The sequence below is a fragment of the Acrocarpospora macrocephala genome (assembly GCF_009687865.1).
GTDB classification, from domain to species: Bacteria; Actinomycetota; Actinomycetes; order Streptosporangiales; family Streptosporangiaceae; genus Acrocarpospora; species Acrocarpospora macrocephala.
Genome location: NZ_BLAE01000076.1, coordinates 1 through 25,258, shown reverse-complemented (window position 1 = coordinate 25,258; position 25,258 = coordinate 1). Strand labels below are relative to the sequence as shown.

At 68.0% G+C, this 25,258-nt stretch carries 22 protein-coding genes; 13 read left to right on the top strand and 9 right to left on the bottom strand.

Going from position 1 to position 25,258, the window contains the following annotated elements; translation table 11 throughout:
- Positions 1-104: 104 nt before the first annotated feature.
- Together Amac_RS44910 and Amac_RS44905 are read left to right on the top strand one after the other, a co-directional pair.
- Positions 105-2,093 (top strand): GAF domain-containing sensor histidine kinase, encoded by a 1,989-nt coding sequence (locus tag Amac_RS44910; protein ID WP_155360566.1) that lies wholly within the window; start codon positions 105-107, stop codon positions 2,091-2,093.
- Complete coding sequence (locus tag Amac_RS44905; RefSeq protein WP_155360565.1) at positions 2,065-2,700, top strand: response regulator; 636 nt, start codon at positions 2,065-2,067, stop codon at positions 2,698-2,700. Before Amac_RS44910 ends, Amac_RS44905 begins: the two co-directional genes overlap by 29 nt.
- On the opposite strand, the gene Amac_RS44900 is transcribed toward Amac_RS44905, so the two are convergent.
- Positions 2,672-3,301, bottom strand: coding sequence for a hypothetical protein (locus Amac_RS44900; protein ID WP_155360564.1), 630 nt, complete (start codon positions 3,299-3,301; stop codon positions 2,672-2,674). The two genes, Amac_RS44905 and Amac_RS44900, sit on opposite strands and share 29 nt — an antisense overlap.
- 133 nt (positions 3,302-3,434) lie before the next feature.
- Here Amac_RS44900 and Amac_RS44895 point away from each other — a divergent pair, with 133 nt between their 5' ends.
- From Amac_RS44895 to Amac_RS44870, 6 genes are all read left to right on the top strand, one after another.
- On the top strand, positions 3,435-4,190 hold the full coding sequence (locus tag Amac_RS44895; protein WP_155350254.1) for an amino acid ABC transporter ATP-binding protein: 756 nt from the start codon (positions 3,435-3,437) through the stop codon (positions 4,188-4,190).
- A 56-nt stretch (positions 4,191-4,246) separates the two neighbouring features.
- Positions 4,247-5,053: a glutamate ABC transporter substrate-binding protein gene (locus tag Amac_RS44890; protein ID WP_155360563.1), complete on the top strand. Its 807-nt coding sequence runs from the start codon at positions 4,247-4,249 to the stop codon at positions 5,051-5,053.
- A 30-nt stretch (positions 5,054-5,083) separates the two neighbouring features.
- Positions 5,084-5,752, top strand: a complete 669-nt coding sequence (locus tag Amac_RS44885) for an amino acid ABC transporter permease (RefSeq protein ID WP_155360562.1) — start codon at positions 5,084-5,086, stop codon at positions 5,750-5,752.
- Positions 5,749-6,615 carry an amino acid ABC transporter permease gene (locus tag Amac_RS44880; RefSeq protein ID WP_155360561.1) on the top strand — a complete coding sequence of 289 codons (867 nt, stop codon included), beginning with the start codon at positions 5,749-5,751 and terminating at the stop codon, positions 6,613-6,615. Before Amac_RS44885 ends, Amac_RS44880 begins: the two co-directional genes overlap by 4 nt.
- Positions 6,616-6,683: 68 nt before the next feature.
- Positions 6,684-7,406, top strand: a complete 723-nt coding sequence (locus Amac_RS44875) for a type 2 periplasmic-binding domain-containing protein (protein WP_155360560.1) — start codon at positions 6,684-6,686, stop codon at positions 7,404-7,406.
- A gap of 41 nt (positions 7,407-7,447) precedes the next feature.
- Positions 7,448-9,268, top strand: a complete 1,821-nt coding sequence (locus Amac_RS44870) for a S9 family peptidase (RefSeq protein WP_246269104.1) — start codon at positions 7,448-7,450, stop codon at positions 9,266-9,268.
- 256 nt (positions 9,269-9,524) lie between these two features.
- Here Amac_RS44870 and rny read toward each other — a convergent pair whose 3' ends face one another.
- The 5 genes from rny to recA all read right to left on the bottom strand — a co-directional run bounded on the left by rny (position 9,525) and on the right by recA (position 15,949).
- Positions 9,525-11,153, bottom strand: a complete 1,629-nt coding sequence (gene rny / locus Amac_RS44865; protein WP_373869696.1) for a ribonuclease Y — start codon at positions 11,151-11,153, stop codon at positions 9,525-9,527.
- A gap of 1,300 nt (positions 11,154-12,453) precedes the next feature.
- The gene (locus tag Amac_RS44860) at positions 12,454-12,684 is read right to left on the bottom strand and encodes a hypothetical protein (RefSeq protein WP_155360558.1); all 231 of its coding nucleotides are present in this window, start codon (positions 12,682-12,684) and stop codon (positions 12,454-12,456) included.
- A 129-nt stretch (positions 12,685-12,813) separates the two neighbouring features.
- Positions 12,814-13,788, bottom strand: coding sequence for a regulatory protein RecX (locus Amac_RS58230; RefSeq protein WP_155360557.1), 975 nt, complete (start codon positions 13,786-13,788; stop codon positions 12,814-12,816).
- Positions 13,788-14,303 (bottom strand): HIT family protein, encoded by a 516-nt coding sequence (locus Amac_RS44850; RefSeq protein ID WP_246269102.1) that lies wholly within the window; start codon positions 14,301-14,303, stop codon positions 13,788-13,790. The genes Amac_RS58230 and Amac_RS44850 overlap by 1 nt, the downstream gene beginning before the upstream one ends.
- Before the next feature lie 557 nt (positions 14,304-14,860).
- The gene (gene recA / locus Amac_RS44845) at positions 14,861-15,949 is read right to left on the bottom strand and encodes a recombinase RecA (protein ID WP_155360556.1); all 1,089 of its coding nucleotides are present in this window, start codon (positions 15,947-15,949) and stop codon (positions 14,861-14,863) included.
- Positions 15,950-16,275: 326 nt separating this feature from the next.
- Here recA and Amac_RS44840 point away from each other — a divergent pair, with 326 nt between their 5' ends.
- Complete coding sequence (locus tag Amac_RS44840; RefSeq protein WP_155350245.1) at positions 16,276-16,548, top strand: hypothetical protein; 273 nt, start codon at positions 16,276-16,278, stop codon at positions 16,546-16,548.
- Between the two features lie 48 nt (positions 16,549-16,596).
- On the opposite strand, the gene Amac_RS44835 is transcribed toward Amac_RS44840, so the two are convergent.
- Positions 16,597-16,791 (bottom strand): DUF3046 domain-containing protein, encoded by a 195-nt coding sequence (locus Amac_RS44835; RefSeq protein ID WP_155360555.1) that lies wholly within the window; start codon positions 16,789-16,791, stop codon positions 16,597-16,599.
- Positions 16,792-16,886: 95 nt separating this feature from the next.
- Here Amac_RS44835 and Amac_RS44830 point away from each other — a divergent pair, with 95 nt between their 5' ends.
- Positions 16,887-17,063, top strand: a complete 177-nt coding sequence (locus Amac_RS44830) for a hypothetical protein (protein WP_155360554.1) — start codon at positions 16,887-16,889, stop codon at positions 17,061-17,063.
- Positions 17,064-17,083: 20 nt separating this feature from the next.
- Here Amac_RS44830 and Amac_RS44825 read toward each other — a convergent pair whose 3' ends face one another.
- Positions 17,084-17,572 carry a VOC family protein gene (locus Amac_RS44825; RefSeq protein WP_155360553.1) on the bottom strand — a complete coding sequence of 163 codons (489 nt, stop codon included), beginning with the start codon at positions 17,570-17,572 and terminating at the stop codon, positions 17,084-17,086.
- Positions 17,573-17,846: 274 nt separating this feature from the next.
- Between Amac_RS44825 and Amac_RS44820 the strand changes: the two genes are divergently transcribed.
- Entirely contained in the window at positions 17,847-22,958 is a 5,112-nt protein-coding gene (locus tag Amac_RS44820) for an Lhr family helicase (protein WP_155360552.1), read from the top strand.
- A gap of 383 nt (positions 22,959-23,341) precedes the next feature.
- Positions 23,342-23,722, top strand: coding sequence for a hypothetical protein (locus tag Amac_RS44815; RefSeq protein WP_155360551.1), 381 nt, complete (start codon positions 23,342-23,344; stop codon positions 23,720-23,722).
- A 201-nt stretch (positions 23,723-23,923) separates the two neighbouring features.
- Here Amac_RS44815 and Amac_RS44810 read toward each other — a convergent pair whose 3' ends face one another.
- Complete coding sequence (locus Amac_RS44810; RefSeq protein ID WP_155360550.1) at positions 23,924-24,181, bottom strand: transposase family protein; 258 nt, start codon at positions 24,179-24,181, stop codon at positions 23,924-23,926.
- A gap of 402 nt (positions 24,182-24,583) precedes the next feature.
- Between Amac_RS44810 and Amac_RS44805 the strand changes: the two genes are divergently transcribed.
- Positions 24,584-25,258, top strand: a 675-nt coding sequence (locus Amac_RS44805) for a hypothetical protein (protein ID WP_218041667.1), incomplete at its 3' end; no start/stop codon positions are given.

Sequence of the window (25,258 nt, the reverse complement as noted above, 5' to 3'; positions counted from 1 at the left end):
AGCCTAGGCGCTCCCGCGAGCGTAACGCGCCCGGGACACTGTCCTATGTACTTGGGCAAATCCCCCGATACCCTGTGACCGGAGCTGCATTCCGGGAGGTCAGGGTGCGATTCGCGGCCTGGGGCGCCTGCGTGGCGAGCCTGCTCCTGGTCGTCGCGGCCGTCGCGCTGGGCGTACGGAACGGGTCCGACCTGATCCAGCAGAGCCACCTGGTCTTCGTCGCGGCCGGCGCGATCATCGGCGGCCTGATCAACGTGCGCCGCCCGGGCAACATGATCGGCCTGCTCCTGGCCACCACCGGCCTGTCCTTCGCCCTCCTGGACGCCTCCGGCCAGCTCGCCGTGAACAACCCGGAAGCGACATTCTTCGCCTGGCCGCAGACCTGGCTGTGGATCCCGGCGAACCTCGCCATCGCCGCGATCCCCCTGTGCTTCCCATCGGGACGGCTCCCGTCCCCCCGCTGGCGCCCGCTCCTGTGGGCCGCCGCCGTCACCGCCGCCCTCGCCGCGATCCCGAGCGCCCTCCGCCCCGGCCCGAACAGCCAGCTCGGGTACGGCACCGCCGTGATCAACCCCCTCGGCGTCCCAGCCATGGAAGACGCCGCCCAGATCGCGGACACCGGCTTCCCCATCTTCACCGGCATCCTGTTCATCGCCGGCGCCGCCAACCTGGCCATGCGCGCCCGCCACACCAGGGGCACCGAGCGCGCCCAGGTCAAGTGGCTGGTCTACGCCGTGAGCCTGGCCGGGCTGATCGTGATCGCACGCCTGATCGCGGGCCTGCGCGACGGCTTCCCCGACCAGGTCTGGCCCGTGCTCAGCCCGTTCTGGGAGCTGGCCGGCGCGGCCGCGATGACCCTCGTCCTGGCCGCGATCGGCGTGGCCGTCCTCTGGTACGGCCTGTTCGACATCGACCTGGTCATCAACCGCACCCTCGTCTACGCCGTCCTGTCCGGTTTCGTCACCGGCGGCTACGTGCTGATCGTGGGTTACCTGGGCGCGGTCTTCCACGCCGTCGACGGCCTCCCCCTGTCCATCGCCGCCGCCGGCCTGGTCGCCGTCGTCTTCGCGCCCCTGCGCGCCCGCGTCCAGCGCGCCGTCAACCTCCTCATGTACGGCACCCGCGACGACCCCCACGCCGCCCTGACCCTCCTCGGCCACCGCCTGGAACAGACCGCGGCACCGGGCACGGTCCTCACCGCAGCCGCCGAATCCGTGGCGGAAGCGCTCAAACTCCCCTACGCCGCCATCGACCTCACCGACGACGACCCGCCCCCCGGTCGCATCGTGGTGCCACTGACCTACCAGAACGAGCAGGTCGGCAGGCTGATCCTGGCCCCCCGCCCGGGCGAGCGCGACCTCGGCGAGCAGGACCGCCGGGTGCTCGCGGAGCTGGCCAGGCGGATGGGCGTCGCCGTCCACGCCGAACGCCTGTCGGCCGATCTGCGGCGTTCCCGCGAGCGCCTGGTCGTGGCCCGCGAGGAGGAGCGCCGCCGGATTCGCAACGATCTCCATGACGGGCTCGGGCCGACGCTCGCGGCGTTGACGATGCGGGCGGAAGCCGTACAGGACCTGGTGGGGCCTGGGCCGGCCAGGGAGTTGCTGGAGGAGATCATCGGGGATGCGGAGGCGGCGGTGGCGGACGTGCGGGCGCTGATCGAGGGGTTGCGGCCGCCCGCGCTGGATTCGCTGGGGCTGCTGCGGGCGCTGTCGTCGCACGTCGCGGGCCTGCCGGGCGAGCTCACGATCCGGATCGAGGCCCCGGCGGAGCTGCCCGCGCTGCCCGCCGCGACCGAGGTCGCGGCCTATCACATCGCGGTCGAGGCGCTGGCCAACGTGCGCAGGCACGCCCGCGCGTCGCGGGCCTGGTTGCGTCTGTCCGCCATCGACGAGACGCTTAGCCTTGAGGTGTGCGACAACGGCCGCGGGCCGGAAGGCAAGGCCGGGGTCGGCACGCTGTCGATGCGCGACCGTGCCGCCGAACTGGGCGGATGGTGCACGATCGAACCACGCCAGGAGGGCGGCACCCGCGTGCTCGCGAAGCTCCCGGCCAGAGGGGAAAACCATGGAACCCATCAACATCCTGCTCGTTGACGACCATCCGGCGTTCCGGGCGGGACTGGTGGCGCTGCTCTCGCCGCTGGACGGCATCAAGGTGGTCGACCAGGTCGCCAACGGCGAGCAGGCGCTGGCGCTGATCAACCAGCTCCAGCCGGATGTCGTGCTGATGGATCTGACCATGCCGGGCATGGGCGGCGTGGTCGCCACCGAACGCATTCTGCGCGACAACCCGCATATCCGGGTGCTGATCCTGAGCATGTCCGACGACGACGAGTCGGTGTTCGCGGCGTTGCGCGCGGGCGCCCGAGGTTATGTCGTCAAGGGCGCCCGCCGGGTGGAACTGTCCCGGGCGATCCGGGCCGTGGCCGCCGGAGACGCGGTGTTCGGCCCGGCCATCGCCAACCGCCTGATCGGCTACTTCTCCGGGCTGGCCAGGCGCGAGCAGAGCCTGCCGCAGCTGACGCCCCGGGAGCGGGAGATCCTGGGGCTGATGACCTCGCATCTCACCAACCCGCAGATCGCGGAGCGGCTGGCGCTGACCCACAAGACCGTGCGCAACCACGTCTCCAACATCTTCGCCAAGCTGCATGTGGGCGATCGGGTCAGCGCGGTCAGCCGCGCGCGGGAATCGGGGTTCTGAGCACCCGCCACGCCGCCCAGCCGTACGCGACGAGCTGGCACAGCGCCCCGGTGGACTGCACGGCGGGCGGCTGCTCGGCGGTGAGGAACGGGATGGCGATCCCGGCGACCACCAGAACCGGCAGCCACCACGGCCCGACCCGCGTCGCGGCCAGCGAGATCGTCAGGATCAGCGCCCCCACATGCGACAGGAACGCCGGAATCAGAATCCCGTAGACGAACCCCGCCATGTCGCCCGCGGCGGCGGTGACCGCCACCGCCTGGTCGGCGGGCAGGGTCTGGGCGAGCGCCAGGTCGTAGAAGTCGGTCATGAACAGGCTCACCGCGGCGGCGGAACCGATCATGCCGACGGCCGCGCCCAGGTTGGCCAGCCGGGGCGCGCGCTCCCGCAGCAGCCCGGCGAGCGCCAGCATGCCGGGGATCATCGCCGCCGTGGCCCACAGGAAGAGCACGGCGCTGACCTGCACCTTCGTCGTGTGAGCCAGGAAGAGCGCGGGGTTGTGGTCGGTCCCGGGGGGCGAGGTGAGGAAGGCGAGGAAGAGCAGGACAGGCCAGGCCACCAACGACCCGGCGGCGGCGTGGCGCCGGAAGGAATCACTCATGCCGCCACTGAATCGGGCGCCTGTCCCGGCCGGCATGGGCCACCGACCAGGAGGATTCCGGGAAAAGCCGTGATGGGATCGGTACCGGCTGGTTAGTGACTTGGTTATGAAGACCCCCTTACTTTTGTTGACCATGACGGAAGCCGACAGATCGACTTCACTTGTCAGTCTGGAGAAGGTAAACAAGCACTTCGGCGCGCTGCACGTGCTGAGAGACATCGACCTGGACGTCACGCGTGGCGAGGTGGTCGTGGTCATCGGCCCGTCCGGTGGCGGCAAGTCGACGCTCTGCCGCGTCATCAACCGCCTGGAGACGATCGACTCCGGGTCCATCACCTTCGACGGCCACTCCCTCGCGGTGGAGGGCCGGGCGCTGGCCCGGCTCCGCTCCGAGGTCGGCATGGTGTTCCAGCAGTTCAACCTCTTCGCCCACAAGACCATCCTGGAGAACGTCACCCTCGGCCCGACCAAGGTCCGCAAGATCGCCCGCGCTCAGGCCGAACAGCGCGGCATGGAGCTCCTCGAACGGGTCGGGATCGCCTCCCAGGCGGCCAAGTACCCCGCTCAGCTCTCCGGCGGCCAGCAGCAGCGGGTGGCCATCGCCCGGGCGCTGGCCATGGACCCGAAGATGATCCTCTTCGACGAGCCCACCTCCGCGCTGGACCCCGAGATGGTCCAGGAGGTGCTGGACGTCATGATCTCCCTGGCCAGGGACGGCATGACCATGCTGGTGGTCACCCACGAGATGGGCTTCGCCCGCCGGGCCGCCAACCGCGTGGTGTTCATGTCCGACGGCCAGATCATCGAGCAGGCCGCCCCCGACGAGTTCTTCACCAATCCGAGCACCGACCGCGCCCGGGACTTCCTCAGCAAGATCCTTACGCACTGAATCGCACATTCCCCCGAGCCGAGACCCGGCTCAGTGAATTGGAAGAGGTGGCAGTTATGCGAGTCCGCCGAATCGGAGCCGTTCTTTTGGCCGCAGCGGCATTGGCCACGAGTCTTGCCGCCTGCAGTGGCGACGACAAGTTTGTGATCGGCGTCAAGTTCGACCAGCCCGGGCTCGGCCTGAAGCAGCCGGACGGCTCGGTCAAGGGCTTCGACGTGGATGTGGCCAAGTATGTCGCCAAGGAACTGGGCTACAGCGACGACCAGATCGAGTTCAAGGAGACCGTCTCCGCGAACCGGGAGCCGTTCATCCAGCAGGGTCAGGTCGACATCGTGGTCGCCACCTACTCGATCACCGACGCCCGCAAGGAAGTGATCTCCTTCGCCGGGCCGTACCTGATCACCGGGCAGGACATCCTCACCCGGGCCGCGGACACCGGGATCGCCAACGTCGACTCGCTCGCCACCAAGAAGGTCTGCGGCGCGCAGGGGTCCTCCTCTCCCGCCCGGCTGGTGGAGAAGTTCGGCGAGCCGTGGAAGGGCCAGTACCTGACCGAGCAGCAGGGCTACGGCGCCTGCCTGCCGCTGCTCGAGCAGAGCCAGGTGGACGCGATCTCCACCGACGCCACCATCCTGGCCGGCTTCGCCGCCCAGTCGCCCGGCAAGTTCCGCCTCGTCGGCCAGCCCTTCTCCGAGGAGAAGTACGGCATCGGCCTGAAGAAGGACGACAAGGAAACCCGCGACAAGATCAACAACGCCATCGACAAGATGTTCAAGGACGGCTCCTGGAAGAAGTACGTCGACGCCAACTTCGGCGAGTTCGGCCAGTTCTTCGCCTCGCCTCCGGCGCTGGAGCGGTACTGATCGAGCGCCGGTAGCGGAGGTAGGTAGGCCGTGTCCGCTCTCTTCGACGAGCTGCCGGTCATTCTGGGCGCGTTCTGGCTGACCTTACGGCTCACGCTGGCCACCGCCGTGGCCGCCCTGGTGCTGGGTACGGTGCTGGCCGCGATGCGGGTGAGCCCGCTGGGCGTGCTCCGCACCGTGGCCGCCACCTATGTCAACGCGCTGCGGAACACGCCGCTCACCCTGGTGATCGTGTTCTGCGGGCTGGGGCTCGGGCTGGTGCTGGATGTCTCGTTCTCCGAGAGCCTGTCCGTCAACTACCTCTGGCTGTCCATCATCGGCCTGTCGCTCTACACGGCGGCCTTCGTCTGCGAGGCCATCAGATCGGGGATCAACACCGTCCCGATCGGGCAGGCGGAGGCCGCCCGTGCACTCGGGCTGACCTTCATCCAGAACCTGCGGCACATCGTGCTCCCGCAGGCCTTCCGCGCGGTGATCGCGCCGCTGGGCAGCGTGCTGATCGCGCTGATCAAGAACACCACGATCGCCGCCGCGATCGGCGTCGCGGAGGCCTCGCTCACCATGAAATCCCTGTTCGAGCGGCATCAGGAGGCGGTGGTCCCGATCTTCCTCGGGTTCGCGCTCGGGTTCCTGGTGCTCACCCTGCCGGTCGGGCTGCTGTTCGGCTGGCTGGCCCGACGGCTGGCGGTGGCACGATGAGAGCCAGCGTTCTCTACGACGCCCCGGGACCGCGCGGGCGGCGGCGCAACCTGGTGCTCACCGTGCTGTTCGCGGTGCTACTGGTCGTGCTGGCCTACCTGGGCTATCGGAAATTTGACGAAAAAGGCCAGTTTGATGCGGCGTTGTGGGAGCCGTTCCTGCGGGCGGATGTCTGGGTCAATCTGATCCTGCCCGGGCTGTGGAACACGCTCAGCGCGGCGGCGACGGCGGCGTTGATCGCCGTGCCGTTCGGGTTCGTGTTCGGCATGGCCCGGCTGTCCGAGCACACCTGGATCCGCATCCCGGCCGGGGCGATCGTCGAGTTCTTCCGGGCCATCCCGCTGCTCATCATGATCTTCTTCGCCCAGTACGGCGGCAGCGCCGTCTTCGGCCTGACCGTCACCTCCTTCAGCGCCGTCGTCTTCGGCCTGGTCATGTACAACGGCTCGGTGCTCGCCGAGATCGTCCGGGCGGGCATCTCGTCGCTGCCGCGCGGGCAGACCGAGGCCGCCCTCGCGGTCGGGCTGCGCAAGGGCCAGGCGATGCGGCTGATCCTGCTGCCGCAGGCGGTCACCGCGATGATGCCGGCCATCGTGAGCCAGCTGGTGGTGCTGCTCAAGGACACCGCGCTGGGCTTCATCGTCGCCTACGAGGACCTGCTGAACGCCGGGGCGCGCATCCTGCCCTCCAACTTCCGCAACCTGATCCCGTCGGTGATCGTGATGGCGCTCATCTACATCCTGATCAACGTGGCGGTCGGGCAGGTGGCGACCTGGCTGGAGAAGCGCAGCCGGCGCAGCCGCAAAACCACCGCGAAACCGGTCGCGCCACCCGATTCCGTGACGGCCCCGGCGTCGTTGTAGACGTGGGGTGGTCAAGGTTTGACGTGTCATTGCGGGGCGTAGCGCGCGCCTGATCTGATCCTGATCGGGTGTGGCGCGTCGTTGTTCTGGGTATGGCGGCCGTTTTCCTCACCGCGTGTGGGGGCAGCGGCAGCCTCGTGATCGGGGTGCGGGCGGGGCAGCCCGGGCTGGTGGACAAGCTGCCCGGGGGCGGCTGGGCCGGGTTCGACATCGCGGTGGCGCACTACGTGGCGCGCGAGCTCGGATACCGGGACGACCAGATCCGCTACACCTTCGACGCCGGGGAGGCCGATCTCAGCCTCGGCGCGGTCGGCGGACGCTACGCCGGGCCGTACCTGGTGACCACCAAGGACCTGCTGGTCCGCACGCAGGAGCTGCGCACGCTCCGGGCCCTGCGATCGGCGCGGGTCTGCGGCACCCGCGCCGACGTCGCGCCGCTGGTCGAACGCTTCGGCACCACCTGGCAGAACGTCTTCGTCGCCGAGGCGAACGTGCCCGCCGCCTGCGGCCCGCTCCTCGCCGACCGGCGCATCGACGCGATCATCGCCGACGCCCCCGTCCTGGCCGGAATCTCCGCGCAGTATCCCGGCCGCTTCCGCTTCCTCGGCCGCGATCTCGCCGAGGTGCGGTACGGCATCCGCCTCGCGCCCAACGCGATCGGGTTGCGGGATGACGTGGAGGAGGCGCTTCGGACGATGTACGAGGACGGGTCATGGCATCGGGCGGTGATCGACTACCTGGGGCTGCTGGCCACGAGGTACCTGTCGCCGCCCGTCCTAGAAAAGGGATAACCGGCCACACACGGCCCCGCTTTTCCGGCAGGATGCCAGTCATGTCCCCCGAGCGACCGCCGATCTCCACCGCCGACGTGGCCAGGTCAGGGCTGCGCCTCGGCTTCCCCACCGTGCTCGGCGAGGAGGTCTGGTGGGAGGAGGACCGACCGGCCGAAGCGGGCCGCCGCACCATCGTCCACCGCGCCGCCGACGGCACCCGCCGCGAGCTCATCGCCGCCCCCTGGGACGCGCGGTCGCGGGTGCACGAGTACGGCGGGCGGTCCTACGTGGTCGTCCCCGGCGTGGGCGTGGTCTTCGTCAACCATTCCGACCAGCGGCTCTACCTGACCGACGGGGGTACGCCCCGGGCGTTGACGGCGGATTCCGAGCATCGGTACGGCGATCTGCTGTTCGCCGCCGGGGTGGTCTGGTGTGTGCGGGAGCGGCATCACGACGGGAAAGTGGATCGGGCGCTTGCTTCGGTGACCTTGTCGGGTGAGGTGACGGAGGTGGTCGCCGGTAGCGATTTCTATGCTTCTCCGGCTTTGTCGCCAGATGGGGAGCATCTCGCTTATATCTGCTGGAATCATCCGCGGTTGCCGTGGACGGGGACCGAGTTGCGGATCACGCGGCTTGAGGACGGCAGTTCGTGGACGGTCAAGGGCGGGATGAGCGAGTCCGTGCTCGCGCCGCAGTGGCGGGATAATCGGAACCTTTATCTGATCTCTGATTGGTCGGGGTGGTGGAACCTCTATCAGATCGGGATCTTCGGGACTTCTTCGCAGGCGTTGTATCCGGCTGAGGAGGAGTTCGCGTGGCCGTTGTGGGAGTTGGGCGGGTTGCCGTACCTCGTGCTGGGGGACGGCCGGCTCGCGGTCCTGCACGGACAGGGGGACCTGCGCCTGGGCATCCTGGATCCGGAGACCGGATCCCTCGCCGACCTCGACGTCCCGTATTCCGGCTGGCGGCCCGCCCTGAGCGCGGACGGGAACGCCCTGGTGGGCATCGCCTATGGCTCCGACGTGCCCCGCTCGGTGGTCCGCGTCGACATCGTCACCGGGCGCGTCGAGGGACTGCGCCGTGACATCGCCGAACTGCCCGACATCGCCTATCTGCCCAAACCCCGCTCAGTCGAGATTGAAGGCAGCTTCGGCCGCCGCGTCCACGCCTACCTCTATCCGCCGCCTTTGGCGGAACCCGCGCCCTATGTGGTTTTCGTTCATGGGGGTCCGACTGGGCATGCCACGACCGAGTTGAGCCTGGAGAAGGCGTTCTTCACCACGCGAGGGATCGGCGTTCTTGAGGTCAACTACGGGGGTTCGACGGGGTACGGGCGTGCCTATCGTGAGCGGCTGCGCGGGCAGTGGGGTGTGGTGGACGTGGAGGACACGGTCGCGGCGGCCCAGTGGCTCGCGGCCGAAGGTCTCGCCGACCCGGCTCGGATCGCGGTGCGGGGCGCGAGCGCGGGCGGCTGGACCGTGATGGCCTCCTGCGCCGCCTCCACCGTCTTCTGCGGCGGCGTCTCCATCGCCGGCGTCAGCGCCCTGGCCCCCTTGGTCGCCGCCACCCACGACTTCGAATCCCGCTACGTCGAGTGGCTCGTGGGCCCGGAATCCCTGTATTCCTCCCGGGAACCCCTCTCCCGCGCCGCCGAGGTCTCCTGCCCCATGCTCCTCATGCAGGGCCTGGCCGACCCGGTGGTTCCCCCCGCCCAAGCCGAAGCCTTCGCCACCGCCCTGACCGATCGTGGCGTCCCCTGCACCTACCTGTCCTTCGAGGGCGAAAGCCACGGCTTCCGCCGCCTGGAAAGCAAGACCGCAGCCCTGGCAGCCGAACTGGCCTTCTACGAACAACTCTTCCGCCCCGAACCAGAAAACTGACGGCCACTGGGCAGTCCGCTCGACCACCCGGGAACCGATCCTTCCTGCCGCAACCGGGCGGTGATAGGTGCCGGTCCAGCGAGAATTAATCGGAAAGTACCGGCCCGGGATCAAGCCAGCCCAGCTCCAACCGCAACGGGCCGTGATAGGCACCGGTGCGGCGAGAACTGACGCGGAGGTATCGGCGCCGGATAACGGCGAGATAGCCGGATCAATTATTCGGCTGGCGGCCCTGAGGCTGCCAGAGCGTCGGGGATCAGCGGGCGAATTCGGTGGCCCGGGATTCGCGGACTACTGTGATGCGGATCTGGCCTGGGTAGGTGAGTTCCTCTTCGACCTGTTTGGCGACGTCGCGGGCGATCACCTGGGCCTGGATGTCGTCGACGTTGTCGGGGCGCACCATGACGCGGATCTCGCGGCCGGCCTGCATGGCGAAGACTTTGTCGACGCCCTCGTAGGACTGAGCGATCTCCTCCAGGCGCTCCAGGCGCTTGACGTAGGCTTCGAGGGATTCGCGGCGGGCGCCGGGGCGGCTGCCGCTGATGGCGTCGGCGGCCTGGGTGAGGACGGCTTCGACGGTGCGGACCTCGACCTCGTTGTGGTGGGCCTCGATGGCGTGCACGACGTCCTCGTGCTCGCCATACCGGCGGGCGATCTCGGCGCCGATCAGGGCGTGGCTGCCCTCGACCTCGTGGGTGAGCGCCTTGCCGATGTCGTGCAGCAGCGCGCAGCGCTTGACGAGATCACGGTCGAGCCGCAGCTCCGAGGCCATGATCCCGGCGATGTGCGCCGACTCGATGAGATGCTTCAACACGTTCTGCCCGTATGACGTGCGGTAGCGAAGCTGGCCGAGCAGGGTGACCAGTTCGGGGTGCATATCGGTGATGCCCAGCTCGACCAGGGCATCCTCCCCCGCCCGTACACAAAGATCCTGCACTTCGGCCTTGCTGCGCTCGTAGGCCTCCTCGATGCGCTGCGGGTGAATCCGCCCGTCGAGCACCAGCTTCTCCAGAGTCAACCTGGCGGTCTCCCTGCGAACGGGATCGAAACACGACAACAGCACCGCCTCCGGCGTGTCATCGATGATCAGATTGACCCCGGTGGTCGACTCGAACGCCCGGATATTCCGCCCTTCGCGCCCGATGATCCGGCCCTTCATCTCATCCCCCGGCAAGTGCAGCACACTCACCACAGACTCGGCCGTCTGCTCGGTCGCCACCCGCTGCACCGCCAGCGTCACGATCTTGCAGGCCCGCTTCTCCCCCTCCTTCCGGGCATCGCTCTCGATCTCCCGGACGATCAGCGCGGCCTCCCGCTTGGCCTGGTTCTCGATCTCCTTGACCAGCTCGTTCTTGGCCTGCTCGGCCGTCAGCCCCGCGACCCGCTCCAGGATCTGCCGCCGCTTCTCCGCCACCTGATCCAGCTCAACCCGCCGATCGGCCAGCTCGGTCTCGGTCTCCGCCAGCTGCCTGGCCCGCTCGGCCTGCCGGCGCGCCTCCTCGTCGAGCCGCTGCTCACGCTCCCCCAGCCGGTTCTCCCTGCGCTCCAGATCGGCGCGCAGCTCCTTCAACTCGTTCTTGAGGATCCGCGACTCCTCCTCAACCTCCCGCCGCATCAGCGCCGCGTTCTCCACCAGCGCCTCAGACTTGCGGATGATCTCCCCCGCGTCGCTCTCGGCCCGCACTCGGATCTCATCGGCGTCCCGCCGCGCCTGCTCCAACTCCTTCTCAGTCAACTCCGCCTTCAACTGAGCGATCTGCTCGGCTGTCGGCCCGGTCTCCTTCGGAGCGGTACGGCGCAGCAACAGAACCAGGAGGGCGGCAATCGCTACGAACGCCGCCAGCAGCACCGCCACTGCCAGCACGATCACGATCGTCATATCCATTGCGCGCCCACCCCTCCTAGCGTCAGCCGGTAAAGGGGTCACACGCACAGCACGGCAACGCCTGGTGGCGTCACACTGGCGTCACCAGGGCAAATATCGCACCCAAGAGCGGTCAGGGTCCGTAACTCACCGTTATGGCAATCCGCGCTGCGCGGAGTAACTCCTCACTGCGGTCGAGATTAAGCGTCAGAGAGGTAACGAGCAAGCAAAGACGCTCTGTCAAGCGACTTTTCCTCGATCATCCCGACGACCCACAACCTCTGGAGCCCCAGTCCCCAACCCACAGCCCTCCCCCGAAAACCCCAACCCCTAACACCCCATACACCTCACCCCAAACCTCCCCCAACCACCTCACCCTCAACCTTCACCCCCTGCCAACGCCACGTCACCCTCCAGCCCGCACCCGACCTGGAGCCGCTCGTGCTCGCTGGCGGACGGCTTTCGGAATCATTGATGTCACCACCGATGTCAAGATGACCACCCATCCGCGAGCTACCCAGACCACTGGCCCCGGGGGAGCCGACGTGGGCTGCCCTCCGTTGATCACAAGTCGAGAACCTGACCCATGACAAGATCAAGGCTCTCGGCTGGCCGCCCGGCGCGCTCCTTGGCCTCATCGATTCCCCGGCGTCATTGATCTCCCCAGCCAAGCCGTGGCCGCGCCCCGGCGCGGAAGCACATGCAGGCCCTCGTCCCAGACCCGCCAGCGCCGGGGAGGCGTGCTCGTCCCTCTGCGTCGTCGATCTCTTTGGGCAAGCCGTGCTCGCGCCCCAGCGCGCGAAAGTCTGTGCAGGCGTTCACCCCAGACCACCAGCGCGGGCCTGCCTCGCCCCCCTGCGTCATCGACCTCCCTGGGCAAGCCGTGGCCGCGCCCCAGCGCGCGAAAGTACGAGCAGGCGTTCACCCCAGACCACCAGGCACCGGGGAGAACCGAGCGTGCCCTCGCCTCAGACCACCAGGCACCGGGAAGGCCAGGGTGCCCTCGTCTCCGAGTCCCGCGCTCCACGGCCGCAGTCCGCGAGGGCATGGCGCGGATCGCCGACGCCGACTGCATGGCCAGGCGCGGCCTGTGGTGAATCTCCTGACTGGACTCAAACAGATCTGCAACCACCCCGCCCGCTACCTGAAGGAGCCGCACGGCCGCCTCACCGGGCGCTCGGGAACGCGGCGAGACACAGGTCGAAATGGTCCGTGACGAAGTCGACGATCACGGCGGGGCCATGCGAGATCGCGGGCATCCATCTCCGGGAGGTCGCCGAACCCCTCGATCCGCTACAGGGTTTTCGGCGTAAATACGGCATCACTGCTCGGAATCAGGTTCCTTGTCTGGTGGACCTGCGCGAAGAATTTGAACGATGGTGATCGCCCCAGCCACTACCAGCATGTATACGACGTTTGTGTTCCAGGTTCTGGTGATTCCGGCGATCGCGACGCCGACGACGAGCACGGCGATGACGCTCGTGACGATGTAGCGGGTCAGGCGGCTCATGTTCCGGTACAAGACGATCATGTATGCGGTCAGGCGGCTCATGGCATCTTCCTTCGAAGGCGGTCTCGCCGGGGTGACACTCCGTACCCCATTGATAGAGGCCTCCGGTTGCACACCGCTTGATGCTCACCAAGCCGCCGATGCATCCGTAATGCGGTCGCTGCGGTCTTTCTAGATTTCGTCGTCGTGGATCTCGGCTTGCAGGATGTCGTCGTCTTGAGCGCTGTCGGGGTCGGTGATGCCTTCGTGTTCGAGTGCCTCGCGGACGATGCGGAAGGCCAAGGCGGGTGAGTAGCCCTTGCGGGCCAGCATGCCGACCAGCTTGCGCGTTCGTGCCTGGGGGTCGGCGTTCCTGGTGCCGGGGAGCTTTCGAGCCACCAGGCGCCGGGCGGTTTCCACTTCCTCGTCTGGGTCGAGCTGTTGGACAGCGTCCTTCACCGTGTCCTCGGACACTCCGCGATGACGCAGTTCTTGAGCCAGCGCCCTCCTGGCAAGACCTCGTCCTGTGTGCCGCGAACTCACCCATGCGGCGGCGAATGCCTCATCATCGATCAGCCCGACCTCCGAGAACCGTTCCAGAACCGCCTCGGCCACATCCTCAGGCACTTCCCGCTTACGCAACGCCTCCGCCAGCTGCGCCCGAGTCCTGGGCGCCAGCGTCAGCAGCCGCAGACAAACAGCTCGCGCCTTGGCCTCCGGACTAACCTCATCTCGCCGCTCGGAAGATCCACGCCCCGAAGACTCGCGCTCGGACGATTCACGCCTGGACGTCCTGCGATTAGAAGACCGACGACCTGAAGACCCACCCTCGGACGATCCGCCCTCGGACGATCCGCGCTCGAACGACTCACGCCTCGATGCCCCGCGGTTGGAAGACCCACGCTCAGAAGACCCACCCTCGGACGATCCGCCCTCCGACGACCCGCGCTCGAACAACTCACGCCTCGACGTCCCGCGGTTGGAAGACCCACGCTCAGAAGACCCACCCTCGGACGATCCGCCCTCCGACGACCCGCGCTCGAACGACTCACGCCTCGACGTCCCGCGACTAGAAAACCCGCCCTCAGAAGACCCGCCTTCGGACGATCCGCGCCTCGACGTCCTGCGGTTTGAAGTCCCGCCACCGAAGTCCTCCCAACGGTCCATCATTGGCGCCCGGCCAGAACTGTCCGGAGTTGATGGGCGAGGAGGACCGCCTGTTCAATCGTCCAGGGGATTACACCGTTCTCGGTCATCAGGGCGTGATATTGCTGTTGCTCATACGGAGTTTCAGGTGGCAACGCGGCGATATGCCAGTGGAGATGTGAATTGCCCTGCTGGCTGCCCAGCGAGAGCAGGTAGGTGCGTTCGGACGGGACAACTTGTTCAACAGCGAGAGCAATTCGACGAACGATCCCCATCAACCGCAGATATGCGTCTTCATCCAAATCACGCACCACGTGCTCGACATGAGTCTTCGGAGCGACCAGCACCTTGCCGGGCATCGTTGGGTAACGATCCAAGAAGGCAATGTGCTGCTCGTCCTCATACACGATCTGCTCAAGATCGTATCCAGGCTTACCCTCGACCACGGCACAGACGAAGCAAGACCCGCTCCGACTACGCCGCATATATGCATCAAGATCAAACGCCACATTCCGTAGCGCACTGGATTCAGCCACCTCAACACCTTGAGCCTCAACACCTTGAGCGCCGGACCCACTCATGGCACCACCCCCAAAACTAACTTCCACCCAGCATAGACTTTGATATTCGACTTATCCGCACAGCGCTTCAAAAGCCAAATTCCAGGTCATGTCGCCACACCAATTCCAGGGTGGGGAAATCCACCGCCGATCAGACAACCGCCGCGCATGTGGCCGTCGTCATGGACGTGGTCTATCCCCTTCGGGGGCTCAAGCGCCCACCCCCAAGAGAGCACGGGCAGGCACCGCCCTCCCCCGAAACCGCCAGCCTCAGAAGAAACCCAGCACCAACACCCAGGCACCTCTCAAGCCCACCCCCGGAGAGCCAGGCACCCGCGCCCAAAGGAACGCGGGTAGAAACCCTTCTCCCCGAAACCACCGCCATAGAAGGATCAAAGGCCGGTGTCCAAGGCACTTCCTGGCAAGGCGTGACCCATCACACGAGGGGGGCGAGCGCCAGCGCCCTACAAGGGGGTGGGTGGGAGAACCACGGTTAGCCCTTGGACATGGGCGCTGGCGTTGGAGGGGGTGGGTTAGACGTCGCCGGGCTTGGGGGTGGACTTGGTGCGGGCTGTGGAGGTGGTTGTGGGGGCGGGGGTGGTGGGAGGAGCGGGAGGGGTGTCGATGCGGGGGCCGACGCCGAGTTTTTCCTTGATCTTCTTTTCGATCTCGTTGGCGATGTCGGGGTTGTTCTTGAGGAAGTTGCGGGCGTTCTCCTTGCCCTGGCCGAGTTGGTCGCCTTCGTAGGTGTACCAAGCACCGGCCTTGCGGACGAAGCCGTGTTCGACGCCCATGTCGATCAGGCCGCCTTCGCGGGAGATGCCGAAGCCGTACAAGATGTCGAAGTCGGCGACGCGGAAGGGCGGGGCCATCTTGTTCTTGACGACCTTCACGCGGGTGCGGTTGCCGACCGGCTCGGTGCCGTCCTTGAGGGTTTCGATCCGGCGAACGTCAAGGCGCACCGAGGCGTAGAACTTCAGCGCTTTACCGCCCGTCGTTGTTTCTGGAGATCCGAACATCACGCCGATCTTCTCGCGGAGCTGGTTGATGAAGATGGCGGTGGTGCCGGTGTTGTTGAGGGCGCCGGCGACCTTGCGCAGGGCCTGGGACATCAGGCGGGCCTGGAGACCGACGTGGCTGTCGCCCATCTCGCCCTCGATTTCGGCCTTCGGGACCAGGGCGGCCACCGAGTCGATGACGATGATGTCCACCGCGCCGGAGCGGATCAGCATGTCGGCGATCTCCAGGGCCTGTTCGCCGGTGTCCGGCTGGGAGACCAGGAGCGCGTCCACGTCGACGCCGAGCTTCTTGGCGTATTCGGGGTCGAGCGCGTGCTCCGCGTCGATGAAGGCGGCGATGCCGCCCGCGCGCTGGGCGTTGGCCACCGCGTGCAGGGCGACCGTGGTCTTACCCGAGGATTCCGGGCCGTAGACCTCGACGATCCGGCCGCGGGGGAAGCCGCCGATGCCGAGCGCGACGTCCAGCGCGATCGCCCCGGTCGGGATCACTTCGATGGGGGCTCGGGCATCATCGCCGAGGCGCATGACGGAGCCCTTGCCGAACTGCCGCTCGATCTGGGCGAGGGCGGTCTCAAGGGCCTTCTCGCGGTCGTTGATTGCCATTGGGGTGCCCCCTGTGAGGGTCGTGGTTTTCTCGGTCACCGGAAAGCTACGGGGTGCCGCCGACATTTTCCGGAGCCTCACGGGAGAGGCGACGTACCAAGGCGGCAGGTCAAATATAGCCGAACGACTGTTCGATCTCACCCGGAACGCGAGATACGCTCCGCGGGGGCTGCGCAAACACCCACGAATGCCACTGGCCACCCCAACCTCAGAGTCACATTCCCGGGCATTCTCTCTGAGCTGTTGCCATGCCACTGACCTGCAGCGATCCTTGAGGAAACGGGCCGTTCGCGCGGCCGAGGAACTGCGAACCCCTAGGTGGCGACGTGGCGAGCACCAGCGCGTACGCCCGGCAACGCCGTACCCATCTGGAGGCGCTGGCCGAGCAGTTACCGGAGCGCGGGCTCGTGAGCCGCATGCTGGGGGGCGACGACCCCGTCCTCTGGGTCTGGCACCCGCACACCGGCAGGCAGACGATCGTCTTCGCCACGCCCGCGAAGGACGGCTGGCTCTTCCTCTGGTCGCCCGACGGCCAGGAAAGCGCCGAGGACCTCGATCTCACCGCCGACTCGGTCAAGAAACTCCTGGCCGAATCCTGATCCGCCGCGTGCCGCGGCTCCGCGTGCCAGAGGAGTGCCAGAGGTATGTCAGCGCAGGCGCGTGTCCACGTCCACGGCCTGGCAGACGGCTCGCCAGACCTGTTTGGCGCCCACGCCGTCGGCCAGGGCCTGCTCCACCGTCCGGCCGCCCAGGTCGGCGATGACGTAGTCACGGGCCCACGATTCCGCATACCCCGCGCCGAAGTGGGTGTTCATCCGATCCCAGAATTCAGTGAGGCGCATGGGTTCAAGTATGGCCGCGACTGGGATAGGAAGAATCCACGACGGAACGGGCGCGACCGAGGGACACGCCGAGGCGCAAGCACTGGGAGGCCCCCATGCCCAAGCTCACCCCCGCGATCCGGCACGAGCGCAAGGCCAGGAAGAAGCGCCTGCGGAACCTGCTCCGCCAGGCGATCATCGAGCAGAAGGCCGAACGCGCGGAACGACACGCCGCCAACGCCCCGGTCCCCCGCGAAGGAGTCCCCCGCACCCGCCGCGCTTCCCGGCGCTGAAGGTTGAGCCCGACGAGGGGTTAGAGGACGCGGGAGCCGTACATTTCGCCGAGGGGGTCGGCGAGGAGTTCCAGGCGGGCTCCGTCGGGGTCGCGGAAGTAGATCGAGGCGCCGCTTTCCAGGACGTGTGGTACGCCTGCCGCCTCCAGTTTGCCCCGCAGCCGTTCCCAGCTGACGGGGTCGACGGAGATCGCGATGTGGTGCAGGCCGCCGAGAACCTCCTGGTACGGGCCGAGGTCGAGGCCGGGGAAGTCGAAGAAGGCCAGCAGGTTGCCGTTGCCGATGTCGAAGAAGAAGTGGTTGGAGCCCTTGTAGTCCCGGTTCTCGAAGATCTCGGTTAGCGGGAACTCCAGCAGCTCCTGGTAGAACTGGATCGTACGTTCGACGTTGGAGGAGAGCAGGGCGAAGTGGTGGAGGCCACGTGCGCTGCTGGGCGGCCGCCGCTCCTGGAGGTAGCGGTCGCGGATTCCTTCACGTGTTGACTCGATGGCCGCATAGTCAATGTCCATAGTTCAGGTGATTGTCCCCCGAAAAGGGCGATCAATCCGTCACGGCAGCCCACAATCTCCTCCATCTACGGCCCTCTGGACACGCTGGCGCCGTTCCCCTCTTTGCTGGGGCAAAACGGGATATAGCGGTAATACGATGACAGAAGGATCAAGGCGGGCGTCGCGGGATTGTGTCGGTGCGGGGATGCATGATGGGGGGCAGACCGACGGCGGGGGTTGAGTTGACTCTCTCGCCACGGCCGAAGCCATGGGTTCCGACGCTCAAGGAGACTCGATGAGCGGCAGCGCGCTGGAGCGCTTCGACCCGGTGACCAGGGAATGGTTCGCCGGAGCATTCGCCGTGCCCACCGCCGCCCAGGAAGGCGCGTGGAATTCGATCACCCGCGGCGACAACACCCTCGTCGTGGCCCCTACCGGCTCCGGCAAGACCCTCGCGGCCTTCCTCTGGTCCCTCGATCGGCTCGCCGCAGGGCAGATGTCTCCCGTAAGCCCAGGTCCCGGGTCGGCTCACCCACGTCCCGGATCGGGTAGCCCGGGTCCCGGGGCGGGTCGGCGGGGTAAGCGTGAAGCCAAGCCCAAACGCCTCTGCCGGGTCCTCTACGTGTCGCCGTTGAAGGCGCTGGCGGTGGACGTCGAGCGGAACCTGCGGGCGCCGCTGACCGGGATCAAGCAGACGGCAAGGCGGCTGGGGCTTCCGGTGCCGGATATATCCGTCGCTATTCGGTCTGGGGACACCTCGGCCGAGGACCGGCGCCGTTTCGCCGCGAACCCGGCCGACATCCTGATCACCACGCCGGAATCCCTGTTCCTGATCCTGACCTCGCAGGCCCGGGAAGCCCTGCGCGGCGTCGAGACGGTGATCATCGACGAGGTGCATGCGGTGGCGCCCACCAAGCGAGGCGCCCATCTGGCCCTCAGCCTGGAGCGCCTGGATGCCCTGCTCCCCCGCCCCGCCCAGCGAATCGGCCTCTCCGCGACGGTGCGCCCGGTCAGCGAGGTGGCCGCCTTCCTGGGCGGCTCCCGCCCGGCCACGATCGTGCAACCCCCTTCCGACAAAGTCCTCGAAATCGACGTCGTCGTCCCCGTCGAAGACATGACCGAAGTTTCCGGCATGCCGTCAGACACCCACGGAGAACCCGCCCAGCGCAGCATCTGGCCCCACGTGGAGGAGCACCTCCTCGACCTCATCGAGTCCCACCACTCGACGATCATCTTCGCCAACTCCCGCCGCCTCTCCGAACGCCTCTGCACCCGCCTCAACGAACTGGCCTGGGAACGCCGAACCCGCCCGATCCCTCTCGCCGCAGAGGCAGAAGACCGGGAGGAGACCGAGGCCGAGCAATCGTTTGACCGTCTGCCTAACGATTTCGCCGACGAGGAACCCATCGAGCAGGAGTCCGTTCATGGGGGTGAGCAAGCGTATGACCGGCAACCCGACGACCCCGCCGACGAGACATTCCGGCAACGGGGACATTCGGCTGACCAGGCGCACAACGGGGAACCCGACATAACGCCCGTCGAACGGGAGCCTGTTCATTGGGCTGCGGGATTTGAGCAGGTGTTGGCCCGTGGGCGGGAAGGGGGGCCTGCTGGGTCGTTGCGGACGCCGGCGGCGATGATGGCGCAGGCGGGGGCGTCCAAGGGGGCGGTGCCTGAGGTGGTGCGGGCGCATCATGGGTCGGTTTCCAAGGAAGAGCGGTCGCAGATCGAGGAGGCGCTGAAGTCGGGGCGATTGCCGGCTGTGGTGGCCACGTCGAGTCTTGAGCTGGGGATCGACATGGGGGCGGTCGATCTGGTGGCGTGTGTGGCGGCGCCGCCGAGTGTGGCCAGCGGGCTGCAGCGGATCGGGCGGGCGGGGCACCAGGTGGGAGCCGTGTCGCGAGGGGTGATTTTCCCGAAATATCGGGGGGATCTAGTTCAGACGGCGGTGGTGGCCGAGCGGATGAAGAGCGGACAGATCGAGGAGATGCGGTATCCGCGCAATCCGCTCGATGTGCTCGCCCAGCAGATCGTCGCCATGACGTCCGTGGACGAGTGGACGGTCGACGAGCTCGAAGAACTGGTGAAGAGAGCAGCGCCGTACGCGACTCTGCCCAGGTCGGCGCTGGATGCGACGCTGGACATGCTGGCGGGGCGTTATCCGAGCGAGGAGTTCGCCGAACTGCGGCCCCGGCTGGTGTGGGATCGGGTGACGGGCGTGCTGCAGGGGCGGCCGGGGGCGCAGCGGCTGGCGGTCACGAATGGCGGGACAATTCCCGATCGTGGGCTGTTCGGGGTGTTCCTGGTCGGGGAGAAGTCCAGCCGGGTCGGGGAACTGGACGAGGAGATGGTCTACGAGTCCCGCGTGGGGGACGTTTTCGTGCTGGGGGCGACCTCGTGGCGGATCGAGGAGATCACCGCGGATCGCGTGCTGGTCTCCCCTGCCCCGGGGCTGCCGGGGAAGCTGCCCTTCTGGCACGGTGACACGCTGGGACGGCCAGCCGAGCTGGGCCGGGCGATCGGCGCGTTCGTCCGCGAACTGTCGGCGGGCGGCGCGGCGGCCGGCCAGCGGGTCCAGGCCGCCGGGCTGGACGCCTTCGCGTCCGCGAACCTGCTCGCGTATCTGAAGGAACAACGTGACGCCACCGGCTACGTGCCGGATGATCGTACGCTGCTGGTGGAGCGGTTCCACGACGAGCTGGGCGACTGGCGGGTGGTGATCCACTCGCCGTACGGCGCGCGGGTGCACGCGCCGTGGGCGCTCGCGATCGGGCGGCGGCTGCGCGAACGATACGGGGTGGGCGTGCAGGCCGTGCACTCCGACGACGGGATCGTGCTGCGGGTGCCGGACACGCTGGACGACGCGCCCTCGGATCTCGCGGCGTTCGACGCGGAGGAGATCGAGCAGATCGTCGTGGAGGAGCTGGGCGGTTCCGCGCTGTTCTCGTCCCGGTTCCGGGAGTGCGCGGGGCGGGCGCTGCTGTTGCCTCGCCGTACGCCGGGGAAGCGGAGCCCGCTCTGGCAGCAGCGGCAGCGGGCGGCGCAGCTGCTGGGCGCGGCCAGCAAGTACGCGAGTTTCCCGGTCGTGCTGGAGACCATGCGCGAATGCCTGCAGGACGTGTTCGACGTGCCCGGGCTGGTCCAGCTGATGCGGGACATCTCGGCGCGGCGGGTCAGAGTGGTCGAAGTGGAGACCGGCCAGGCGTCGCCGTTCGCGGCGTCGCTGCTGTTCAACTACATCGGCGCGTTCATGTACGAAGGGGATGCGCCGCTCGCCGAAAGACGGGCGCAGGCGCTCGCGCTGGACACGTCGTTGCTCGCGGAGCTGCTGGGCCAGGCGGATCTGCGGGAGCTGCTCGATCCTGACGTGATCGCGGAGTCGGAACGCGAACTGGCCCGGCTCGACCGGCCGCTGCGGGACGCGGAGGATCTGGCCGATCTGCTCCGGTCGCACGGTCCGCTACTGACCGAGGACGTGTCCATCCGCGAGGGCGACCCCGGGTGGCTGGCCGATCTGGAACGGGCACGGCGGGCGATCCGAGTGCGGGTCGCGGGCCAGGAGCAGTGGGCCGCGATCGAGGACGCCTGGCGGCTGCGGGACGCGCTCGGCGCGCCGCTCCCGGTCGGCGTGCCGCTGGAGTTCCTGGATCCGCCCGACGCGACCCTCCGCGGCGAACGATCCTCCGCCCCCGACCCGATCGGCGACCTCGTCGCCCGGCACGCCCGCACCCGCGGACCCTTCGAGGCCGGTACGGCTGCCGCCCGCTTCGGCGTGGGCATCGCGGTGGTCAACGACGCGCTCCGGCGGCTGGCGGCGTCCGGGCGTGTGGTGAGCGGTGAGTTCCGTCCTGGTGGCCGTGGTGAGGAGTGGTGCGACACCGGTGTGCTCCGGCTGCTGCGGCGCCGGTCGCTGGCCCGGCTCCGCAAGGAGGTGGAACCGGTTCCGCCCGAGGTGCTGGCCGCGTTCCTGCCGCAGTGGCATGGCGTGACCACACAGCTCTTCGATACCCACGGGGCACCAGCGAATCGGGACCGCCTTGGTGGCGGTGAACCTGACGGGCCGGATGCTCAGCGGGGCTCCGGCCGGATGGTGTCGGCGTATGGCTCGGAGAATCGGGGGTCGCCGGGCGGCCGGGGTTCGATGCAGGCGATGGACGCTCTGGTGAATACGATCGAGCGGCTGCAGGGGGCGGCGGTTCCGGCTTCGGCGTTGGAGACGTTGGTGCTGCCGGGGCGGGTTCCGGGGTATTCGCCGGCTTTGTTGGACGAGCTGACGGCTTCGGGTGATGTCATCTGGTCTGGTCAGGGGTCATTGCCGGGTGGGGACGGGTGGGTTTCGCTGTATTTCGCGGATACGGCTCCGCTGCTCATGCCGGAGCCTGCCGAGATCACCATGACGCCGTTGCACGACCTTGTGCTGGGGGTTCTCAGCGGGGGTGGGGCGCTCTTCTTCCGTGATCTGTCGAATCGGGTGACGCCCGGCGCGGGGGCGGTGCCGGATGATCAGACGCTGGCGGCCGTGTTGTGGGATCTCGTCTGGTCGGGGCGGGTGACCGGGGACACGCTCGCGCCGTTGCGGGCGACGCTGGGCACGGGCAGGCCCGCGCATCGACCGGCGGCGACACGGCGGCGGCGCGCGGTCCTGCCGACGCGTACGGGGCCGCCGACGGTTGGCGGCCGGTGGTGGTTGCTGCCGGAGCCCGCCGGGGACGGCACCCAGCGCGCCCACGCGCAGGCCGAGGTGCTGCTTGAGCGACATGGCGTGCTGACCAGGGGCGGCGTCACCTCGGAGCGTCTGCCTGGCGGATTCTCGGCCGTCTACCAGGTGCTTCGAGCGTTCGAGGAGAGCGGGCGATGCCGTCGCGGCTACTTCGTCGAAGGTCTGGGCGGGGCGCAGTTCGCCAGTCCGGGGGCCGTCGATCGGATGCGGGCCATGGCGCCGTCGAGCGCCGCGGAAGCCGAGGCGGCAAGCCATGGCGCGTCGCCGCTCGATTCGCTGTGGCAGGCCGGGGTGACGGCCCATGGCCACGGTCGACCGCCTCGGCGCACGGTCGTGCTGGCGGCTGCTGATCCGGCCAATCCTTATGGAGCCGCTTTGCCGTGGCCCGACCGGGCCGAGGACGTCACCCATCGCCCGGGGCGCAAGGCGGGGTCGCTGGTGGTCATGGTCGACGGGCGGCTCATCCTTTATGTGGAGCGTGGGGGCAAGACGCTGCTCTCCTTCGGGGCGGAGGATGACCTTCGCCCGGCGGTGACCGCGTTGGCGACCGCCGTACGAGAAGGGGCGCTGGGCAAGCTGACCGTTGAGCGAGCGGACGGGACTGCGATCACATCGTCACCGCTGGGGGCCGCCCTGGAGGCAGCAGGGTTCCATCCCACGCCTCGTGGACTGCGTATTCGCGGGTAGCACCGCCATTCATCCCGCTGGGAGTTCGTCAGGGCTGAAGGAGTTCTCAGATCGTGAGACCGAGAGCGATCAGCGGGTTGTGAAAGTCGTCGCGGGCCCAGCGGCACCCGGCACCCGAAGAGGGATGTTGGTGAAGTTGAGCAGGCGTAGCGCGTCGATCGCGTAGCTACGCATGGTGGCCGGGATCGACGGGCCGAGGCGGTGCGAACCCGGCAGCGGTTTTCCCTGACGGTCACGTCCCGGACGTAATGATCACGATTGTCGATAGACCATTGGCTGCGGACGAGTTCGGCCAGGCAGCGGGGACCGGCCATTGTCACGGTCAGGTTCGTGACGCCCAGCACCGCTACGCTCGATAAGGGCTTCCAGTTCAGGTCGAAGACGTGAGGTTCGACGAGGTAGGCCTGTTTAGGGTGCGGGAACCGGGTTGTGGGCGGGACGGGTCGGACCTGGATGGTACGGATCTCGATCCGGGCGTGGCCACGGTCGTAGGTCGTCCAGGCGATCAGAACCTGGTTCCAGGCCAGATTCCAGGCCAGGTTGTCGAGCTGGTCGAACAAGCCGGGCTGGTTCCGGCCGGCCGGGAAGAGGGAGGAAGCGCCGCGGCGGTGCGGGTAGCAGGCGTGGGCGCGCCAGCAGTGCATCATGTCCGCGTCATGTTCGCTCCGATGACCGTGTTCGTCAGGTCCGAGAGCTGGTTCAGTGGCAGCTGGAAGGCGGTGGTCTCGGTGATCTCATTGGTCTTGGAGCCGGCATCGAGTTGAGCGATGGTCAGGCCGCCGCGGGGCGAGGTGGGCGCCGAGCCGATGCTGGGCGGGGCTGTGTGCGGTGCCGCGCTGGGTCTTGCCGTCCACGGTCAAGGGGATCAGCTCGTCGGGGGTCGTTCGTATAGATCGGTGAGCTGGGCGGCCCAGTGAGCGGCGTGCGCGGCGTCGAGGTGTGCTGCGTTGACCTGCGCGGTCGTGTCACACTCGGGTCGACGGTGTGTCGGGGTGCGGGGGCTTGATAGCGGCCGGTCCATCGGTCGCGCCGGACTTCGAGCTGCGCCAGGACCGGCTCGGGGCTGTTGGGATCCCGTGCCGGATGGCGGCCTGGCAGACCGCTCCGGACACGATCGCCGCCTGGACCAGCGCGAGGATGACGACCAGCGGGTGAGGTCGCCCGCGTGGGTCCCGGGGATCGGGGAGCTGTGCCCAGGCCTGGCGGGGGTCGGTGATGTGCACGGGTTCGCCGCCCTTTGCTCACCTGTTCGTGCTGGTCAGAGTGGTTGGCGATGGCGTGGATGGCGGGCAGGACCGGCGGCGTGGCCGACTGCACGGACAACGAGACACCGTTGATCGACACCGTTGATCGGTTGTGTGTGGTAACCGCCGTTCTGTGGGGTCTTGTCGCGTTTTCCGGCCACGCCATGCTGTAGGCGATCACCTTGTGACCTGCAGCGCTTCACCCGCTGTCCCGGGATCGGAGAGCTCTCTCAACCCGGGGATGGCGCCAGGTGGGTAGATCTTTTCACAAGTCGTGTGACCTGCGGTTTTGTTGTGGATCAAGGCCAGGTTTTGTCGTAGCAGCCCGATAGCGTGAGGGTGGTTGTTCGGATCCGCCGGTGCGAGAGGGGGGCGCCTTCCATGCTCGGGTCACTGTTCGACGTGCGGGATTCCTCCCGTGCGGGGGATGCCCGCGGACGCGAGCTGCCCGCGTTCCTGAAGGGCACGATGCTGGACCCGGACTACGTCCCGCCCCAGCGTTCCGCCGACGACGCCTACAGCGACGCAGACGGCGACGCGGGGCAGCAGAACACACTGCGGCAGAACGCATGGCCGCAGTTCCTCCACGGCCGCTCCCCCAACACCGGCCGCTCCCCCAACACCGGCCGCTCCACCGACACCGACGCTGGCCGCTCCTCTGACGCTGGCCGCCGCATCGACAGCCCCACTGACGCTGGCCGTTCCACTGACGCCGGCCGCTGCACCGGCGGCGCCTGCTCGGGGCCGGAGGGCTCTGCCGAGCCGGGGGATTCCGGGGTGCTGGTGGCCCAGATGCGACAGCTCGCCTCCCGGATTGCGCTGACCGACCTGCCGGAGAGCTGCGGGTTGTGCGTAGGCGAGACGGAGGACCTGCTGTTCGCCCAGGACCGGCTTGACTCGGCGATCGCCGCTCGGGTGGGGCGGGTGCATGCGTCCGGTGAGGCCAGGAGTGCCGGCAGCGGCGGGCACGCCTCCACCGGGACCTGGCTGCGCGCCTCAGCAGGGATGAGCGATGCGGGCGCCTCCCGTCTGATCCGGCTCGCCATGCAGCTGGCC

Excerpts from the sequence above, each read along its gene's own strand:
- Amac_RS44905 (WP_155360565.1), top strand. The coding sequence starts at position 2,065 with ATGGAACCCATCAACATCCTGCTCGTTGACGACCATCCGGCGTTCCGG.
- Amac_RS44900 (WP_155360564.1), bottom strand. The coding sequence starts at position 3,301 with ATGAGTGATTCCTTCCGGCGCCACGCCGCCGCCGGGTCGTTGGTGGCC.
- Amac_RS44895 (WP_155350254.1), top strand. The coding sequence starts at position 3,435 with ATGACGGAAGCCGACAGATCGACTTCACTTGTCAGTCTGGAGAAGGTA.
- Amac_RS44890 (WP_155360563.1), top strand. The coding sequence starts at position 4,247 with ATGCGAGTCCGCCGAATCGGAGCCGTTCTTTTGGCCGCAGCGGCATTG.
- Amac_RS44880 (WP_155360561.1), top strand. The coding sequence starts at position 5,749 with ATGAGAGCCAGCGTTCTCTACGACGCCCCGGGACCGCGCGGGCGGCGG.
- Amac_RS44870 (WP_246269104.1), top strand. The coding sequence starts at position 7,448 with ATGTCCCCCGAGCGACCGCCGATCTCCACCGCCGACGTGGCCAGGTCA.
- rny (WP_373869696.1), bottom strand. The coding sequence starts at position 11,153 with ATGGATATGACGATCGTGATCGTGCTGGCAGTGGCGGTGCTGCTGGCG.
- Amac_RS44860 (WP_155360558.1), bottom strand. The coding sequence starts at position 12,684 with ATGAGCCGCCTGACCGCATACATGATCGTCTTGTACCGGAACATGAGC.
- Amac_RS58230 (WP_155360557.1), bottom strand. The coding sequence starts at position 13,788 with ATGGACCGTTGGGAGGACTTCGGTGGCGGGACTTCAAACCGCAGGACG.
- recA (WP_155360556.1), bottom strand. The coding sequence starts at position 15,949 with ATGGCAATCAACGACCGCGAGAAGGCCCTTGAGACCGCCCTCGCCCAG.
- Amac_RS44835 (WP_155360555.1), bottom strand. The coding sequence starts at position 16,791 with ATGCGCCTCACTGAATTCTGGGATCGGATGAACACCCACTTCGGCGCG.
- Amac_RS44830 (WP_155360554.1), top strand. The coding sequence starts at position 16,887 with ATGCCCAAGCTCACCCCCGCGATCCGGCACGAGCGCAAGGCCAGGAAG.
- Amac_RS44825 (WP_155360553.1), bottom strand. The coding sequence starts at position 17,572 with ATGGACATTGACTATGCGGCCATCGAGTCAACACGTGAAGGAATCCGC.
- Amac_RS44820 (WP_155360552.1), top strand. The coding sequence starts at position 17,847 with ATGAGCGGCAGCGCGCTGGAGCGCTTCGACCCGGTGACCAGGGAATGG.